Consider the following 16,038-nt stretch of genomic DNA (forward strand, 5'->3'; position numbering starts at 1 on the left):
TTAATCCGTTGCATCCGTCCAATCGCATCGGCGACCCGGCCGCGTTCCTATCATTTTATTCCACACTAAACCGCTGAATCCATTCTGCGACGGTGGAGTTGGTGAGGTTGAAAAGCAGATTGGGAAACAAACCGAGCAGTAGGGCCAAAGCCGCCAGCGGAATCAGCATGAGCCGTTCGCGGGTGTCGAGGTCGGTAAGTTGTCCGGCGGTTTCGGTGCGCGACCAGAGGGGCCCGAAAAACATACGCTGGAGCGTCCAGAGGAAATACGCAGCCGCCAGAATGATGCCCAGCGTGGCCAGAGCCGTCATCCAGCCGGGTAGCCAGAGCGACTGAAAACTGCCCATCAGCGTAAACAATTCGCCCACAAAACCGGAAAAACCGGGCAATCCCAGCGAGGCAAAAAACGCAATGGCGGTCAGGGCGGTGTAGCTCGGCATGGCGCTGGCCAGCCCCCGGTAATTGTCGATGCGCCGGTCGTGGGTGCGGTCGTAGATGACGCCGGTCAGCAAAAACAGCATCGCCGACAACACGCCGTGGCTCGCCATTTGATAAACGGCCCCGTTGACACCTTCCGACGTCAGTGACGCAATCCCCAACAGAACAAAACCCATGTGCGATACCGAAGAATAAGCGATCATTTTCTTGAGATCACTCTGCGCCAGGGCATTAAACCCGCCGTAGACAATCGAGATCACACCCAGACCGGCCAGCAGCAGGGCGTATTCGGCAGCCCCGTCGGGGAACAAGCCCCAGCCGATTCGCAGAAAACCGTAGCCGCCAATTTTGAGCAAGACGCCCGCCAGCACCACCGAAACCGGCGTTGGAGCTTCCACGTGAGCATCGGGAAGCCAGGTATGGAACGGCACGACCGGCAATTTGATGGCAAATCCGAGGAAAACACACAGAAACGCCAGCATCCGCGTCGGAATGCCGAACACAATACGTTCGCCGGTTGGACCCAGAAAGGAGTTGGGCAAATAATTGCTACCGTGGGCCATGTAGCGCAGATCGAACGTATGCACCAGTTGCTGCGACTGAATTTTGTAATCGGCGAGCAGAAACTGAACCTGTCGGATGATGGTGTCGGTGGCTTCTGACCGGTCGCCGATTAGCCCAATATTAATTGCCGTTTCAACCGGGTCCATGACTGATAAATACAGACTGATCATCACCAGCAGAATCAAAACCGAACCCGCCAGTGTGTAGAGAAAAAACTTGATGGAGGCATATTCCCGGCGCGGACCGCCCCATAGACCGATGAGAAAATACATCGGCAGCAGCATGAATTCGAAGAAGAGGAAGAACAGGAAAAAGTCGAGCGCAATGAAACAGCCAATGATGGTGGCCGTCAGAAGCAGATACAGAGCGTGGTAGGCTTTTAACCGCTTGTCGATGGTCCAGGACGAGATCGCGCCGACGAGCATGACTACGCCCGAGAGCAAAACCATCGGCAGGCTGATGCCGTCGATGCCGACCAGATAATCGATGGAAACCACGCCGAGCGACCCCAGTGGCAGGGTAATCCAGTCGACGCGTTCGAGAAGTTGGTAGTCGGCCAAAGCCGGATCGAAAGCGAGGTAAATGGCTCCGCAGACCAGCAACTCAAGGCTGCAAACCGCCAGCGTAATCCACTTATAAACGTTTTTCTGACTGTCTGGTAAAAGAACGACCAACAGCGAACCGAGCAAAGGAATAAAGATGAGTAATGACAGCATAGCAGGGTGTCGGCAACAGCAATGGGCTGGTGTGGACTAAATCAAAAACCAAAGAATGACTAACAAACCGACCACCGCACTGGCAATGTACGATTGAACCCGGCCATTTTGCACCGAACGCGTCAGATTACCCAGTCGGTGGGCGAGCCACGACGCGCCGTTGACCAGGCCATCGACAATGGCGCGATCGACCCAGCTGATCATGTGCGCCAGCACAACGTTGCCGATACCAATAAAATCGACCAGCCGGTCGATGATGCGTTGGTCGAACGCAAACGAAAACCGGGCCAGCCGCACAAACGGGCGCGCAATCACGCGATTGTAAAAACCGTCGAGGTACCAGTTGTGCTCCGACAGGCGACTTAGGCTCGTTGATTTGGTCAAAACCGGTATTCGCCAGCCGAGCCAAATGCCAATTGCCACGACGGTAATGGACAAAACCGCAATCCAAAGGTGTTCTTCGCTTTCGCTTACCGCGGGAAATAACCGGTAAAACCAGCCATGTTCGGCAGAGAATGGGTTGACGGCAAACACAAAACCGATCGACAAAACCGCCAGCATCAGGATGGGAACCGTGAGAATCGGACTGGATTCGTGCGCATGATGATCCGGGTTTCGGGATTCACCGAAGAAAACCAGTTTTCCCTGACGTGCCATGTAACAGGCGGTTAATCCGGAAGATAAAACCGCCACGACCGGAATAATGTAGGCAAAACCGCCCTGCTGGCTGGCCCAACCAAATGCGCCGGCCAGGATAGCTTCTTTCGATAAAAAACCGGAGAACAACGGAAAACCGGAAAGCGCGGCTGCACAAACCGCCCAGCCGCTGAATGTAACGGGCATGACTTTTCGCAAACCGCCCATTTTTCGCATGTCCTGCGTATCGACGCCGTGAATGACCGACCCGGCGGCCAGAAACAGGCCGGCTTTGAAAAACGCGTGGGTGGTCAGGTGAAAGAGTGCGGCCGATCCGTTGCCGGTTCCCATACCGATCACCATCAGGCCCAGTTGCGAAACGGTGGAATAGGCCAGTACTTTTTTAATATCGGTTTGATACAGCGCCGAGTAAGCCGCCATCAGCATCGTAATGGTGCCAACAATGGTGATGATTAATAAAGCGTCGGGCGTCAGTAAAAAGTGGATGCGGGCCAGCAGAAAAATTCCGGCGGCCACCATCGTAGCGGCATGGATGAGTGCCGAAACCGGCGTTGGGCCTTCCATCGCGTCGGGCAGCCAGGTGGTAAGCGGAAACTGGGCCGACTTGCCGATGCAACCGCAAAACAGGCAAAAACCGGTCAGCGTGGCCAGCCAGCCATTGGAGGTGAATTCGGTCGGGAGCGCGGCCAGTTCGGTGGTTCCGGCCTGGAAAAGCACCAGAAAAATACCGAGCAGAAAACCGGCATCGCCAACGCGGTTCATGAGAAATGCCTTTTTGGCAGCCGCAGCCGCCTGCGGTTTTCGGAACCAGAAACCGATCAATAAATACGACGACAGGCCGACCAGTTCCCAGAAGGCGTAGAGTACAATCAGGTTTCCGGCCAGCACAATGCCGAGCATCGAACCAATAAACAGACTCAGGAAACCAAAATACCGGTAGCGATCGCGTTCGTCGTGGAGATAGGAAATGGAGTAAATCTGAACCAGCAGCGCAATGAAATGGACGACAATTAGCATGAGCAGCGTCAGGGCATCGATCCGGAACGAAATGGGGACGACGCGACCCGGCATGATGAGCCATTCCGTGCGTAAGGTCAGGATTTCGGTGCCGATTTGATTCGCCAGAAAAACCGATAACCCCAGTCCGGTCAGTGTTAGAACAGCGGCAGCCATTCCGACCCAATGATTGATTCGCCGACCCGCCAGCAACCACACACTACCGCTCAAAAAAGGCAGCAGCAACAGGAGCCAGAAAAGATTTCGGATGGTATTCTCGTCGAACATCGCGCAAGATAACGCCGGACGCTCGCCGGGACAAATATCTGTACGAAACGGGCGTATAAAAATGCGAGTTGAACGAACAGCAAACAAAACGGTTCCGGTTTTCGGGTGACCGAATCGATCACCCGAAAACCAGAACCGCCTGGGATGGATAGGAAAATGTGGGCCGAAAAACCGCCTTTGTTAATTTAGATTCGGGTTGATCGACGTATCTGTATACGGCAGCGGAAACCAGTAATTGGCTTTCGTAATGGGTTTGATCGGTTGCAGATCGTCGGGACTTTTGGCGGCATTGGCGGCTTCGACGCGCTCGAGCCGGATCAGGTCGAACCAGCGGGTGCGCTCACACGCGAATTCCCAGGCGCGTTCCTGCACCACCTCGTCGGCAAACTGGGTTGCTGTCAATCCGTCGGCAGGCGACAACGCTTTCGTGCCGGTGGCCCAGCCGCGCAGCCGAATCTGGTTCAGGGCATCGTAAGCCAGTTGGTCGGGACCGCCGGTTCCGCGCGCTTTGGCTTCGGCATAAATCGTCAGGACGTGCGGATACCGCATCATTACCGACGGCAGCGAAATGCTGGAGGTCACGACGTTGCCTTTGATGTACCATTTCTGGTAATACGGGTGTTTGGTCAAACTCTGCTGCCAGGGAATTTTCGTAGCGCCCAACCCAAACTCCGTCCGGAACGTGGCGGTTTTGCGGGGGCCGGCCGGAAAACTGTTGAAGAAGTTCAGCTCGGCAAACATATCGTCCCAGCCGCCTTCTTCGCCTGGCATCGTCGTGTTACCATAGGTCGCGTTAGCCGTGCCGCTGCCACCCGTAAAACCGCTGATCTGGAAGACCGACTCCGGAATCGTCGCCACCGCCGGATCGTTCGCAAAAACCTCCGCAAACGTCGGCATCATCGCAAAACCGTAGGTCGCCCGGTTGTCAATCACCTCTTTTGCTTTGGCAGCCGCCAGGTCATACTTGTCGGTTTGCTTCAGCGGCCAGCCCGCCATCGTCAGGTAGACATCCGCCAGAAACGCCTTCGCCGAACCTGCGTTGGGCCGACCCGGATCGCGCCGGGTGTTGGGCAGCATGGTTTCCGCTTTTTTCAGGTCGTCCACAATCAGCGCGTAGACTTCGGCGGGCGTCGATTTCTTGATCGTCAGCAAGTCGGCCGAGTATTCACCCGCCGTCACCAGCGGAATATTGCCGTAAAACCGGGTCAGCCAGTAGTACGAAAAACCGCGAATGAAATAGGCTTCGCCCGCAATGATGTCGATCGTCGCTTTGGTCCCAACGGTTTTTGTGTAGTTATTAATGACATTGTTGGCGCCCTGAATGGCTTTGTAACAGCCCGTGTAAACCGCTCCGGACCGCTGGTTGGTCGTCGAGACGTTAAACTGATCGAATTCCCGCCAGTCGGCCTTGTTGCTGGCCGGGTGGGTCGTCACGTCGTCGCTGCCGATGGTGGCGGCATTGGCCGAAGGGTGGATAAAACCGTAGCCCCACTGGTTGGCAAAGCCCCGGTAAGCCCCGGTCAGGGCCGATTCCAGACCGTCCTGGGTCGAGAGCACGTTCGGGCCGTAGAGCAAACCGGTGGTGTCTTCTTCCAGGTAATTTTTGCAGCCTGCTCCCAGCACGGCTACGAAAGCAAATAAGAGTATCTTTTTCATGGATTGTCAGAATTTTAGAAGCCCAGGTTGATGCCGAATGTGTACGTTTTTGCATTCGGATACGAACCGTAGTCGATCCCGATGGCGGTGTCCGTATTTGAACCCACCCGCGCTGATTCCGGATCGGGACCTTTGTACTTCGTGATCGTCAGCAGGTTGGTCGCGCTGGCAAAAACCCGGATGTTGGCTTTGTTGCGGATAAAACCGTTCGGGATGTTGTAGGAAAGGCTGACGTTTTTCAGCCGTACGAAGCTACCATTTTCCAAAAACCGGCTCGACTGCGTAAAGGGCTGATACGTTTTCGTAAACGCTGGCACGTCGGAAGTTTCGTTGCCTGGCCGGTAGTAATCGCGGATTTCCGACAGGATGAACTGCCGCGCATCGCCCGAGCCCGACAGCGCAGCCGCCCGGGTGTAGTTCAGTTTATCGACACCAAATACGCCATTAAAGAACACGTTCAGCGTCAGGCCTTTGTACGAAAAGGTGTTGTTCCAGCCGCCGGTTCCTTTCGGGAATGCCCGGCCAATGATCTGGAAGTCGTCGGTCGTAATCGTGTTATCGCCATTCAGATCCTGGTAGTGCGGATCGCCCGGCACCCGGCCTTGTTTGGCGGCCTGATCGGCTTCATTCGGTTTCCAGGTACCTAGGTATTTCAGGCCCCAGTACGAACCCAGCGGTTCGCCCGGCATCAGCATAAACTCGTTGGTGGTCGACATCCCCGCGCCCACGCCCGTACCGGTTCCCAGCCGGGGCAAACCGCCCAGACTCAGCACCTGGTTGCGCAGCGTCGAGAAGTTCAGGTTGGTTTCCCAGCGAAAACCGCCCTGATCAATCGGCGTTCCTCCGATGGAAAATTCAAACCCTTTGTTCTCCACTTCCCCTAAATTCCGGTATTGTGTACCGCCACCGGCGTAGCTCGGAATCGCGACATTCAGCAGCAGATCGGTGGTGTTTTTCTTGAAATAATCGGCTTCAATCCGCAGCCGACCGTTCCAGAATTCCATTTCCAGCCCCACATCCGTTTGTTTGGTTGTTTCCCACTTGAGGTTCGGATTGCCCGGATTCCCCAAAATCACTCCCGCCGTGGCCGCGCTGTTGTTGAAAGCCACCACCGTTGTTCCGTAGGTCGACAGGGTTGCGTACGGGTTAATGGCCTGGCTACCCGTCATCCCCCAGCTACCCCGCAGTTTCAGGTTGCTGAAGACGCCGAGATTTTTGATGAAATCTTCTTCCGATAACCGCCAGCCGAGTGCCACCGACGGGAAAACACTGTACCGGTTGTCGGCGCCGAATTTAGACGAACCATCCCGCCGAACGGCCGCCGTCAGCAGGTATTTCTCTTTGTAGCTGTAATTTACCCGACCCAGCAACGAAAGCAAGGTCGATTTCTGGTAAGCCGATCCGACGGTCGCTGCGGTATTCCCGCCGATGTTGTCGTAACCCAACTGCGGAAACCGCAGCCCGGACGCACTCGCCGTAAAGTTCCGATCCGTAAACTGCTGCGTTTCCAAAACCGCCACGGCGTTCAGCGAATGGTTGCCCACTTTGAGATCGTAATTCAGCGTGTTCGTGTTTTGCAACGTTACCTGTTCCGACGAATACCGGCTGGCGCTCGGTACGTTGTTGGACAGGCGTTTGCCCGTAAAGTTCAGGTTCTGAATGTCGAGGTAATTGACGGCATATTGCAAATCAATCGACAAGCCTTTGATGGGCAGTTTGTAATTCAAACCGCCGTTGACGTTCAGGCTCGCGCGTTTGGCGTCGATCGACTGATCGTAGAGGTAATCAATTGGGTTCCGGTAAACCGAACCGATCGGGTCGGTAAACGTCGGCTGACCGTCGGTACCGTAAGCGGGCGTCGTCGGCGCCCAGGCCAGGGCCTGCACGATGGCGCCACCGTCGAGCGTATTGTGGTTTTTGGATTGTGTGCCCCACAAATTGATGCGGAACGAAAGCTTGTCGTTGACCTTCGTATTCAGGTTCGTCCGCAGGATGTACCGCTTAAAACCGCTGTTGTTGACAATCCCGTTCTGATCCAGGAAGTTACCTGAAATCAGGTAGGTCGTTTTGTCGCCCCCGCCCGAAACCGTCACCTGGTGCTGCTGTCCACCGCCGTTCCGGAAAACGAGATCTTGCCAGTCCGTTCCGCCGTTTTGTTTAAAATCGGCGATCTGAGCGGCTGTAAAGGGCAAATTCGAACCGGTGGCCGTCGCTCGGGCGTTCACGATTTCGGCAAATTCACCCGCCGGTAAAACGTCGTAGCGCTTGATGTTCTGCGCCACGCTGAACTGACCTTCGTAATTGACTTTCAGACCACGCGCCCCTTTTTTGGTCGTGATGATCACCACGCCATTCGCACCCCGGCTTCCGTAGATCGAGGTCGAAGCCGCATCTTTCAGCACCTGAATGGTTTCAATGTCGCTGGGATTCACGAAGTTAAAGTCAGCGCCGACGTATCCATCGACGATGTAAAGCGGGTTGTTGTTGCCCAAAACCGAGTTGGCTCCCCGAATCCGGATGCGGGCGTCACCACCGGGTGCGCCGTTGGTTTGCGTCACCTGTACCCCTGCCGCCCGGCCCTGCAGCACCTGATCCAGACGCGTAACGGGTTGTTGCGCAAATTCTTTCGTAGAGATGGCCGTCAGGGCGCCGGTTACGTCGGTTTTGCGCTGGGAACCATACCCAACCACCACGACTTCGTTCAGGGTTTTTAAATCTTCGATCAGTTGAATGTTAATCACCGATTGCCCGTTGACCGGGACGGTTTGGCTGACGTAGCCAATATTGGAAAAAACCAGCGAAGCATTGCTCGCAGCGTTCAGCGCGAAATTACCGGACGCGTCGGTGGCCGTTCCCAGCGTGGTGCCGCTGATCTGGACGTTGACCCCGGGAAGTCCCTGATTATCGACGCCGGTAACTTTGCCCGTCACCCGATTGCTCTGGGCAAACGCGTGGACCTGCCCCAGGAGTACCAGGAAAATGAAAAGTTTTACAGATTTTCTCATGGTTGGAAATGGGTTATTGGTAGGTAAAAAGGAAATGTAAAGGGTACTGCGGGCTCGATGCGGCCCACAACTGTACCTGGCGTTTGCTTTCCGGTAAGGTGGCGTACGCCGAATTGTGGTTTTTGTTCATAGGGTAACTGTTTTAGTTGAAACTGTTCATTAGGTAGCTTAATCGTTTAAGCAATCGATCAAAAGAAACTATTTTACACGTATTTTTATGGTTCTGCAGGAGTTCAAAACCAATCTGCTTTCAGAAACCGGGCGAAGATTTTAGAATCTTGTGGTAGATTCCCGGTCGTTTTTAAATTAAGTTGATTGGTAGCTTAGGATAGGACTCTCGAAAATTCGTTCAGCTTTAGGCCGTTGGTTTTACAATATTCTTTAACGAAGTTTTTGTAGTACTCATTTATTAGATTATGGCCTTCAAAACTATGCTTAATCCTTTAAACAAAAAAGTTTTTATCATTTTTTTTGTTTTTTTAATGACTAAATCAATTTAATAGGCGAGGAGTTTTACTGATTTGTGGGAGTGAGTTTTAATCGTTTGAGCGATAACTTATTGTTCGTCAGGAGGGAGGTAAGCGATCAGGAGAAGGACAAGGGCTAGTGCCGAACATTGATTTTGAGCTGCAAAATTATTTCACGGCCATATTCTGCCCGCTTAGGATGGATGCCCGGCGTTGGCAATCAACTGCTTCTCCCAAAGGCACCGAAAACAAAAGATTCTTCAGGAATCTCGTCTGAAACACTATATTTAGTCCGATTCCCTACCGTAAACACAAACCACATGGTTGGCTATATTTTCGCCGTCATTACTACCGTATTCTTTATCGGCCTGACGTTGTTCACAGCTTCCAAACCCTCGCTGGTCGGCGAAAATACCATGGGCTACGGCCTGGGTCTGTTCTTTTGGGGCGCCGGTTTTGTCCTTTTCAGTCTGGGATTGACAATTGCACTCCATGTTCGGGGCGGATTCGACTGGCTTGTTCAGGGAAGCGGCACACGGAATCTGCTTGTTTTTTCGGCCTGGCTGGCTGTGGCGTTAACGACGTTTTTTTGTGCGGTTTTCAAGTGGGAATGGCATACAGATACGCTCTACCCGGCTTTTTTGCACAGCATAGCCATTCGTCAGGGGCAATTCTGGTTACCGCTTTTCTGGCTCATTCCGTGTTTTCTCTCGCTTCCGGCCGCTGGCCCCTCCCTCATTCCGCTCACGTTCATCAGGGGTTCTTTTTGGGTGGGGATGGGTCTCGGTGCCGTCTTCAGCTTGGGATTGCTGGTGGGATACCTTCGGGAATCCGCCCAGGCTGCCGAGGCCGAAATGGCCCAGCGAGCTGCCGACGAGGACCGATGGCACCGGGAAAATCTGGAGACGATTGCGGCTCAGAAGCCCGAAGATCCCCTTATTGCGCTGCTGGCGTATTCCAACCGAAATCAACCCGATGACATTCGGCAGGCGGCTCTGGCCAAGATCAACGCGCATCCAAACCGGGAAGCCGAATTGATGGCGTTGCTCCAGACGGAAAGAGGGGCTAAAGAAGTTTATTATTTCCTGGATGGTAACCCGGTGGCGCATCCCGACCGGTTTGTTGGGCCTTTGAACCAGAGCATCGGCCAGCTGTCGACCCGCATCCGGGCGGATATCGTCGACAGCAACAACCTACAGCACTGGAGCTTCGATATGTATGGCATCGACCAGCTGCTGCGAGCACTGGATGATCAATTCCCAACCCGGAGTGCTGATTTTTACCCCAGCATTGTCAACCTCCGGAAAGCCCTGAATTCGCCCAAACCCGAGCGGTTTAAAGACGTCCGGTTTTCGATCACCGGGGTTGTGGATCAGTGGCTGGTTAGGCATAAGAAATGAGGTAGGGCGGTTTTGTTTTACGGTGACAAAGTGGTACTTGCGAGGTAAACTTGTATTTTAGCTTTGCTATTTGACAATAATGGACCAAATCACTATTCAGCCTTTATTGATTTCCTTCAAAGAAGAAGCCCGGCGGCTTTATCAGGATCGTCTGGCAGCTCTGTATCTGTTTGGGTCCTATGCGCGTGGTGACGCTGGTGAGCATTCAGATGTGGATATTCTGGTTGTATTGAATGACAAAGCAATCTCGCCTTTTAAGGAACTCGACGCAATGGGTGATTTTGTTTTTGAATTGGAACTGGCTTATGAAAAATCGATTCAGATTGTTCCAACTACCAAAAAACAGTTTAACAAGCTAGCCAGTCCTTTGTATCATACTATCAAGCGGGAGGGCTCGGTATTATGAATGAGTTAATTACTCTTTTGCTGGAGAAATCTGACAGAGCTCTGGAGGATGCACAATACCTCTATTTCGAGCGTAAAAGTTATGAATCTGCTATTTCCCGGATTCTTGAACAAACTATAAACTGGAAAAATGAAAAGCGATTTTTGCTTAACTTGCTTTTATGCTATTACCTTTTGCTGAACGGGCCATTGCCGATGATTCTAAATTTACAGACTACTGTTTGAACACGGAGCATCCTGTTGGCAAGCATAAAGCAAGAGTATTTCAGTCGGCATTGGGAATCAACCTAACCAATTGGGAAATCTTAAAAGACACAATTCTGGATGCAGTTCTTTTGAATCCCGCGGTTTATCAAGGCAAAAATTCCTATGGTGAGTTGTATTCAGTAATTTTTCAGATGAATTACACTAATAAGGACGCCATAATCTGCTCAACCTGGATTATTCACGAGGATGAAAACTTTCCGCGTCTGACCAGTTGTTATGTAATTAGTTAATACTTAATCCAATGGAAGATTTAAAGTTGCACGATATGGTGGCATTAACCGCAGCCTTACCCGAACACAACCTGCGCCGGGGCGAAATTGGCGTGATTGTAGATATTGGTCCGAAAAACCGGTATTTAGTGGAGTTTGTGGGAAAGAACGGCGTCCCGTACGCTATGCCGACGGTTTCCGCTGATGGGCTTATGAGGGTCTATTTGCAGGCTGATTTGGTGGATTGAATTAGATTTTATCAAAACTGTAAACATTGGCTTTATTCTTTGCTATCAATATCATCTAAAAAATTTATTAAAAACTCAAATTCTGAGATTAGTTTATTCAATGTTCTAATTATTTCTTTTCTTGCTTTAATCGATTTTGATGTCATTCCTGGCAGTTTAGTAACTTGTTCTTTAAGACCAATTAATGAAATTAAACTTCCGTTAATTGCATCTCGAAGAGATGACTTAACGCTCTCTATACAAAGTAGATCGATTTCACTACCAATCAATTTACGTATCGATAGGTCATTGCCCTTCAACCGAAAGCCTCTGACTCTCTTTCCAGGTTTTTGTAGCTAACTACCGCATATTACGACTTTGGGCAACCAGGTAGAAAACCACAACTACCATGTTTACCGGAATAAAGCAGGCTAGGGTCAGAATCAAATTTCGTTCACTCATGTCTTCGATTACGCAGCTCAGTACTAAAAAGCAACTTCCCAGAATCAACAAATAATAGAACGTCAGGCGAGTTGCCTTTTCTTTATCAATTACCCGGCTTCCGTCCACATTACTGAGCAGGTTGACAAGTCGAAACCGCCAAATAACAAACCCGGACAGAATAAGAAAAATCCCTATTGAGCCTAAAATCCAGTTCATAACTAACTCATTCTTGCGTTGTCAAACAATGGTAAAGTAGATCAATTCAGCGCTTAAACCCAAATTTCGTAGAATTATCTCATCAATAAAAAAGCCCCTTCCAGCAAGAAAGGGGCTTGTAATTATGCTAGTGAAACTCCTCAACTCCCGCAAGCCTCACAATCATCCTTGTTGTCAATCGAGCAGACCATCGCGGCATAGGCGGTTTCGGCTTCACTGACCTGCACCGGGTGCGCAGCAGCTCCTTCCTGGGCGTATTTCTCGTAATTCAGCGGTTTTTCCATCGTTTCGACCAGCACCGGCTGCAGTTGAGACTCGGCTTGTTTTTCCACCGTGAACTGGATGGCGTCGGCAGCGGCTTTCGTGCGGAGGTAATACATACCGGTTTTCAGTCCGCGCTTCCAGGCGTGGAAGTGCATCGATGTCAGTTTGCCGAAGTTGGCATCCACCATGTGAATGTTCAGCGACTGCGACTGGCAGATGTACGCACCCCGGTCGGCGGCCATGTCGATGACGGTTTTTTGCTTGATCTCCCACACGGTTTTGTACAGATCCTTGATATTCTGCGGAATACCCGGAATGTTCTGCACCGAGCCGTTGGCGGCAATCAGCATGTTTTTCATGCGGTCGTTCCACATGCCGAGCTTCACGAGGTCTTTCAGCAGGTATTTGTTCACGACCACAAACTCACCCGACAACACGCGACGGACGTAGATGTTGGACGTAAATGGCTCGAAACACTCGTTGTTGCCCAGGATCTGGCTGGTCGAAGCCGTTGGCATCGGCGCCAGCAGCAGCGAGTTCCGAACGCCGTGCTGAACGACTTCTTTCCGCAGCGACTCCCAATCCCAGCGACCCGAATCCGGCGTAACACCCCACATATCGAACTGGAAGATGCCTTGCGAAATCGGCGAGCCTTTCCAGGTTTCGTACGGACCGTATTGTTGCGCCTGTTCCATCGACGCCGTCATGGCGGCAAAGTAAATCGTCTCGAAAATATCCTTGTTCAACTGCTTCGCTTCGTCCGATTCGAACGGCATCCGCAGCATGATGAACGCATCGGCCAGCCCCTGAACTCCCAAACCGATCGGGCGGTGGCGCATGTTCGAGCGCCGGGCCTCTTCCACCGGATAGTAGTTGATGTCGATGATCTTGTTCAGGTTCTTGGTGGCAACCTTCGTGATCTCGTACAGCTTCTGGTGATCGAACCGCATAATGCCGTCAGCCCCTCTCACAATGTATTTCGGCAGCGCAATCGACGCCAGGTTACAAACCGCCACTTCATCGGCCGAAGTATACTCGATGATTTCCGTGCAAAGGTTTGACGACTTGATCGTACCCAGGTTTTTCTGGTTCGATTTTGAGTTGGCCGCATCCTTGAACAGCATGTACGGCGTACCGGTTTCGGTCTGCGATTCCAGAATTTCGTACCACAAATCCTGCGCTTTCACCTGCCGACGGAACCGGCCTTCGCGCTCGTATTGCTCGTAGAGTTCGACAAAGGCTTCTCCGTGCGTATCGGCCAGACCGGGGCATTCGTGCGGACACATCAGCGACCAGACGTCGTTGTCTTCCACGCGTTTCATGAACAAATCCGGTACCCAAAGGGCGTAGAACAGGTCACGGGCGCGGTTTTCTTCTTTGCCGTGGTTTTTCTTCAGTTGCAGGAAATCGAAAATATCGGCGTGCCAGGGTTCCAGATAAACCGCAAAAGAACCTTTGCGTTTTCCACCACCTTGGTCAACATAACGAGCCGTGTCGTTGAACACGCGCAGCATTGGGATGATCCCGTTCGAGGTGCCGTTGGTTCCTTTGATGTACGTACCGGTTGCGCGGATGTTGTGGATGCTCAGACCAATACCGCCCGCCGATTGCGAAATCTTGGCGGTTTGTTTCAGCGTATCGTAAATGCCTTCGATGCTGTCGTCTTTCATCGTCAGCAGGAAACAGCTCGACATCTGCGGTTTGGGCGTTCCGGCGTTGAACAGCGTCGGGGTTGCATGGGTAAACCACTTCTCCGACAGCAGGTTATAGGTTTCAACAGCCGCTTCGACATCGTTCATGTGAATCCCGACGGCGACGCGCATCAGCATGTGCTGGGGACGTTCGGCAATTTTGCCTTCCATCTTCAGCAGATACGATTTCTCCAGCGTTTTGTACCCGAAATAATCATACCCGTAATCCCGGTCATAAATGATGGTAGAATCAAGCAGGGCGGCATTTTTCCGCACCACATCATAGACTTCCTTCGAGATCAGCGCGGCATTTTCCCCGGTTTTGGGGTCCACGTAGTTGTACAGCCGCTTGATGGTTCCCGAGAAGGATTTATTGGTCTCTTTGTGCAGGTTGGAGATGGCCATGCGGGCGGCCAGAATCGCATAATCCGGGTGGCGGGTGGTCATCGAAGCCGCTGTCTCGGCCGCCAGATTGTCCAGTTCAGTCGTTTTGACACCGTCGTAGATTCCATTGACTACTTTCATCGATACTTCGATCGGTTGAACGTAGGCGGGGTCCAGGCCGTAGCACAATTTCTCGATCCGGGCGGTGATTTTGTCGAGTTTAACCGATTCCCTGCGGCCGTCGCGCTTGAGTACGTACATAATATATGTGGAATGTTGTAGTAAATATATGTTGAATAGATGGACTCTTTCGATTGGTTCCTAAAGGTACTATGGAGTATTACAACAAAGCAACGAGGAATGTTCACGCTTACCCGGACAACTTAGAAATGTTCTAACTTAGGGCCATGTTAAGAAACTGTTAAGAGCTTACGCAGAATTACTTATGAAAAGCCTATCGGGAAAACAGTCTAAAAAACTTGATAGGGATTATTTAGCTAACGGTACTGGCCCTTCATTAAAACACTGATTCTTACTGAATTGTTACCCAAATTGCCGAAAAAGCAATAAAAAATCAATCAAGAGTAACATACTTTTTTTGATTAAAACAAAAGCGATCGAAGTGGTTGGAATCCAGTGAGAAAGTCTGTACCTTTGCACTCCTTAAATCCACTAGCGCAATTGGTTAGGCGGATAAAGCAATTCATTCAGGAACTGGTTTATTTTTGTAATACTATATTTTGTCATGAAAAAAGGCATACATCCGGAGTATAGAGAAGTGGTGTTCTGGGATCTGACCAGCGACCACAAATTTCTTTCCCGCTCTACCATTCAAACGAAGGATACAATCGAATACGAAGGGAATACCTATCCGGTTGTGAAAGTCGAAGTAAGTTCTGAGTCGCACCCGTTTTATACCGGCAAGAACGTTCTGCTCGACACCGCTGGTCGTGTTGACAAGTTCCTGAAGCGGTACGGTAAGAAGTAATCCTATCTACCCCTGAAAAAACCGCCATTAGATCGTTCTGATGGCGGTTTTTTTGTTTTCTTTACGTGATCACTTTCCGGCCTTTATGAAAATACTGTTACTCGGTGCCACCGGTCGTACGGGAAAACTACTCCTGGAACAGGCGTTGAAAGCCGGTATTGCGGTGCATGCGCTCGTCAGGGATACCGACAAAGTGAAGGTGATCGACCGAAATCTGAAACTCTACGAAAGCAAAACGCTCGACCGCACCGCGCTTCGGTTGGCCATGCAGGGCTGTGATGCGGTTTTGAGCACGTTAAGCATCTCCCGCAAATCCGAATTTCCGTGGAGCGGCCTGAAATCCCCGAAAGATTTTCTGTCGCACACGCTGCGCAACGTCCTCGAAATCGCGAACGAACTGCACATCAAACGCATCATCATCACCACGGCCTGGGGTGTTCACGAAACCAAAAAAGACATTCCGGGCTGGTTCCGGTTTTTCATCGACTACAGCAACGTTGGCGCGGCCTATCGTGATCATGAAATCCAGGAGAACCTGCTGAGAGCCTCACCCATTGACTGGACGATCGTCCGGCCCGTCGGTCTGATCAATTCCCGGAAGAATCGAAAAATCAGGCTCACACTCGATAACCAGCCGAAACCGAGTCTGACCATCAGCCGGACGAACGTCGCTAAATTCATGGTTGAGATCTACAAAACCGGTGATTACAAGCAGGAAGCGGTTACGATTTCGGAGGTCTGACGTACCCACGGACTT

At 51.6% G+C, this 16,038-nt stretch carries 12 protein-coding genes; 6 read left to right on the forward strand and 6 right to left on the reverse strand.

Annotation, left to right across the window (positions count from 1 at the left end; all coding sequences use genetic code 11):
* Nucleotides 1-55: 55 nt before the first annotated feature.
* The 4 genes from EHT25_RS28295 to EHT25_RS28310 all read right to left on the reverse strand — a co-directional run bounded on the left by EHT25_RS28295 (nucleotide 56) and on the right by EHT25_RS28310 (nucleotide 8,319).
* The gene (locus tag EHT25_RS28295) at nucleotides 56-1,717 is read right to left on the reverse strand and encodes a complex I subunit 4 family protein (protein ID WP_124878813.1); all 1,662 of its coding nucleotides are present in this window, start codon (nucleotides 1,715-1,717) and stop codon (nucleotides 56-58) included.
* Nucleotides 1,718-1,753: 36 nt separating this feature from the next.
* A complete protein-coding gene (gene nuoL / locus EHT25_RS28300; RefSeq protein WP_124878814.1) occupies nucleotides 1,754-3,658 on the reverse strand; it encodes an NADH-quinone oxidoreductase subunit L in 1,905 nt (634 codons plus the stop codon).
* A gap of 180 nt (nucleotides 3,659-3,838) precedes the next feature.
* A complete protein-coding gene (locus EHT25_RS28305) occupies nucleotides 3,839-5,314 on the reverse strand; it encodes a RagB/SusD family nutrient uptake outer membrane protein (protein WP_124878815.1) in 1,476 nt (491 codons plus the stop codon).
* A gap of 14 nt (nucleotides 5,315-5,328) precedes the next feature.
* A complete protein-coding gene (locus tag EHT25_RS28310; protein ID WP_124878816.1) occupies nucleotides 5,329-8,319 on the reverse strand; it encodes a SusC/RagA family TonB-linked outer membrane protein in 2,991 nt (996 codons plus the stop codon).
* Between the two features lie 787 nt (nucleotides 8,320-9,106).
* On the opposite strand from EHT25_RS28310, the gene EHT25_RS28315 reads away from it, so the two are divergent.
* The 4 genes from EHT25_RS28315 to EHT25_RS28330 all read left to right on the forward strand — a co-directional run bounded on the left by EHT25_RS28315 (nucleotide 9,107) and on the right by EHT25_RS28330 (nucleotide 11,315).
* The gene (locus EHT25_RS28315) at nucleotides 9,107-10,186 is read left to right on the forward strand and encodes a hypothetical protein (protein WP_124878817.1); all 1,080 of its coding nucleotides are present in this window, start codon (nucleotides 9,107-9,109) and stop codon (nucleotides 10,184-10,186) included.
* A gap of 79 nt (nucleotides 10,187-10,265) precedes the next feature.
* Entirely contained in the window at nucleotides 10,266-10,592 is a 327-nt protein-coding gene (locus EHT25_RS28320; protein ID WP_124878818.1) for a nucleotidyltransferase domain-containing protein, read from the forward strand.
* A 160-nt stretch (nucleotides 10,593-10,752) separates the two neighbouring features.
* Nucleotides 10,753-11,088, forward strand: coding sequence for a DUF6883 domain-containing protein (locus EHT25_RS28325; RefSeq protein ID WP_124878819.1), 336 nt, complete (start codon nucleotides 10,753-10,755; stop codon nucleotides 11,086-11,088).
* An 11-nt stretch (nucleotides 11,089-11,099) separates the two neighbouring features.
* Nucleotides 11,100-11,315, forward strand: coding sequence for a DUF4926 domain-containing protein (locus EHT25_RS28330; RefSeq protein ID WP_124878820.1), 216 nt, complete (start codon nucleotides 11,100-11,102; stop codon nucleotides 11,313-11,315).
* Between the two features lie 32 nt (nucleotides 11,316-11,347).
* On the opposite strand, the gene EHT25_RS32825 is transcribed toward EHT25_RS28330, so the two are convergent.
* Nucleotides 11,348-11,584 carry a hypothetical protein gene (locus EHT25_RS32825; RefSeq protein ID WP_124878821.1) on the reverse strand — a complete coding sequence of 79 codons (237 nt, stop codon included), beginning with the start codon at nucleotides 11,582-11,584 and terminating at the stop codon, nucleotides 11,348-11,350.
* A gap of 510 nt (nucleotides 11,585-12,094) precedes the next feature.
* On the reverse strand, nucleotides 12,095-14,554 hold the full coding sequence (locus EHT25_RS28340; RefSeq protein WP_124878822.1) for a ribonucleoside-diphosphate reductase subunit alpha: 2,460 nt from the start codon (nucleotides 14,552-14,554) through the stop codon (nucleotides 12,095-12,097).
* Nucleotides 14,555-15,038: 484 nt separating this feature from the next.
* Between EHT25_RS28340 and EHT25_RS28345 the strand changes: the two genes are divergently transcribed.
* Both EHT25_RS28345 and EHT25_RS28350 read left to right on the forward strand, forming a co-directional pair.
* Nucleotides 15,039-15,281 carry a type B 50S ribosomal protein L31 gene (locus EHT25_RS28345; protein ID WP_124878823.1) on the forward strand — a complete coding sequence of 81 codons (243 nt, stop codon included), beginning with the start codon at nucleotides 15,039-15,041 and terminating at the stop codon, nucleotides 15,279-15,281.
* Nucleotides 15,282-15,366: 85 nt separating this feature from the next.
* Complete coding sequence (locus EHT25_RS28350; RefSeq protein WP_185731515.1) at nucleotides 15,367-16,023, forward strand: NAD(P)-dependent oxidoreductase; 657 nt, start codon at nucleotides 15,367-15,369, stop codon at nucleotides 16,021-16,023.
* Nucleotides 16,024-16,038 lie beyond the last annotated feature (15 nt).

The organism is Larkinella rosea, assembly GCF_003858635.1.
Classification (GTDB): domain Bacteria; phylum Bacteroidota; class Bacteroidia; order Cytophagales; family Spirosomataceae; genus Larkinella; species Larkinella rosea.

Bases quoted from the DNA above. Each gene is read 5' to 3' on its own strand.
- EHT25_RS28325 (WP_124878819.1), top strand. From the start codon at position 10,753: ATGCTATTACCTTTTGCTGAACGGGCCATTGCCGATGATTCTAAATTT.
- EHT25_RS28295 (WP_124878813.1), bottom strand. From the start codon at position 1,717: ATGCTGTCATTACTCATCTTTATTCCTTTGCTCGGTTCGCTGTTGGTC.
- nuoL (WP_124878814.1), bottom strand. From the start codon at position 3,658: ATGTTCGACGAGAATACCATCCGAAATCTTTTCTGGCTCCTGTTGCTG.
- EHT25_RS28315 (WP_124878817.1), top strand. From the start codon at position 9,107: ATGGTTGGCTATATTTTCGCCGTCATTACTACCGTATTCTTTATCGGC.
- EHT25_RS28305 (WP_124878815.1), bottom strand. From the start codon at position 5,314: ATGAAAAAGATACTCTTATTTGCTTTCGTAGCCGTGCTGGGAGCAGGC.
- EHT25_RS28340 (WP_124878822.1), bottom strand. From the start codon at position 14,554: ATGTACGTACTCAAGCGCGACGGCCGCAGGGAATCGGTTAAACTCGAC.
- EHT25_RS28320 (WP_124878818.1), top strand. From the start codon at position 10,266: ATGGACCAAATCACTATTCAGCCTTTATTGATTTCCTTCAAAGAAGAA.
- EHT25_RS28350 (WP_185731515.1), top strand. From the start codon at position 15,367: ATGAAAATACTGTTACTCGGTGCCACCGGTCGTACGGGAAAACTACTC.
- EHT25_RS28310 (WP_124878816.1), bottom strand. From the start codon at position 8,319: ATGAGAAAATCTGTAAAACTTTTCATTTTCCTGGTACTCCTGGGGCAG.
- EHT25_RS28345 (WP_124878823.1), top strand. From the start codon at position 15,039: ATGAAAAAAGGCATACATCCGGAGTATAGAGAAGTGGTGTTCTGGGAT.
- EHT25_RS28330 (WP_124878820.1), top strand. From the start codon at position 11,100: ATGGAAGATTTAAAGTTGCACGATATGGTGGCATTAACCGCAGCCTTA.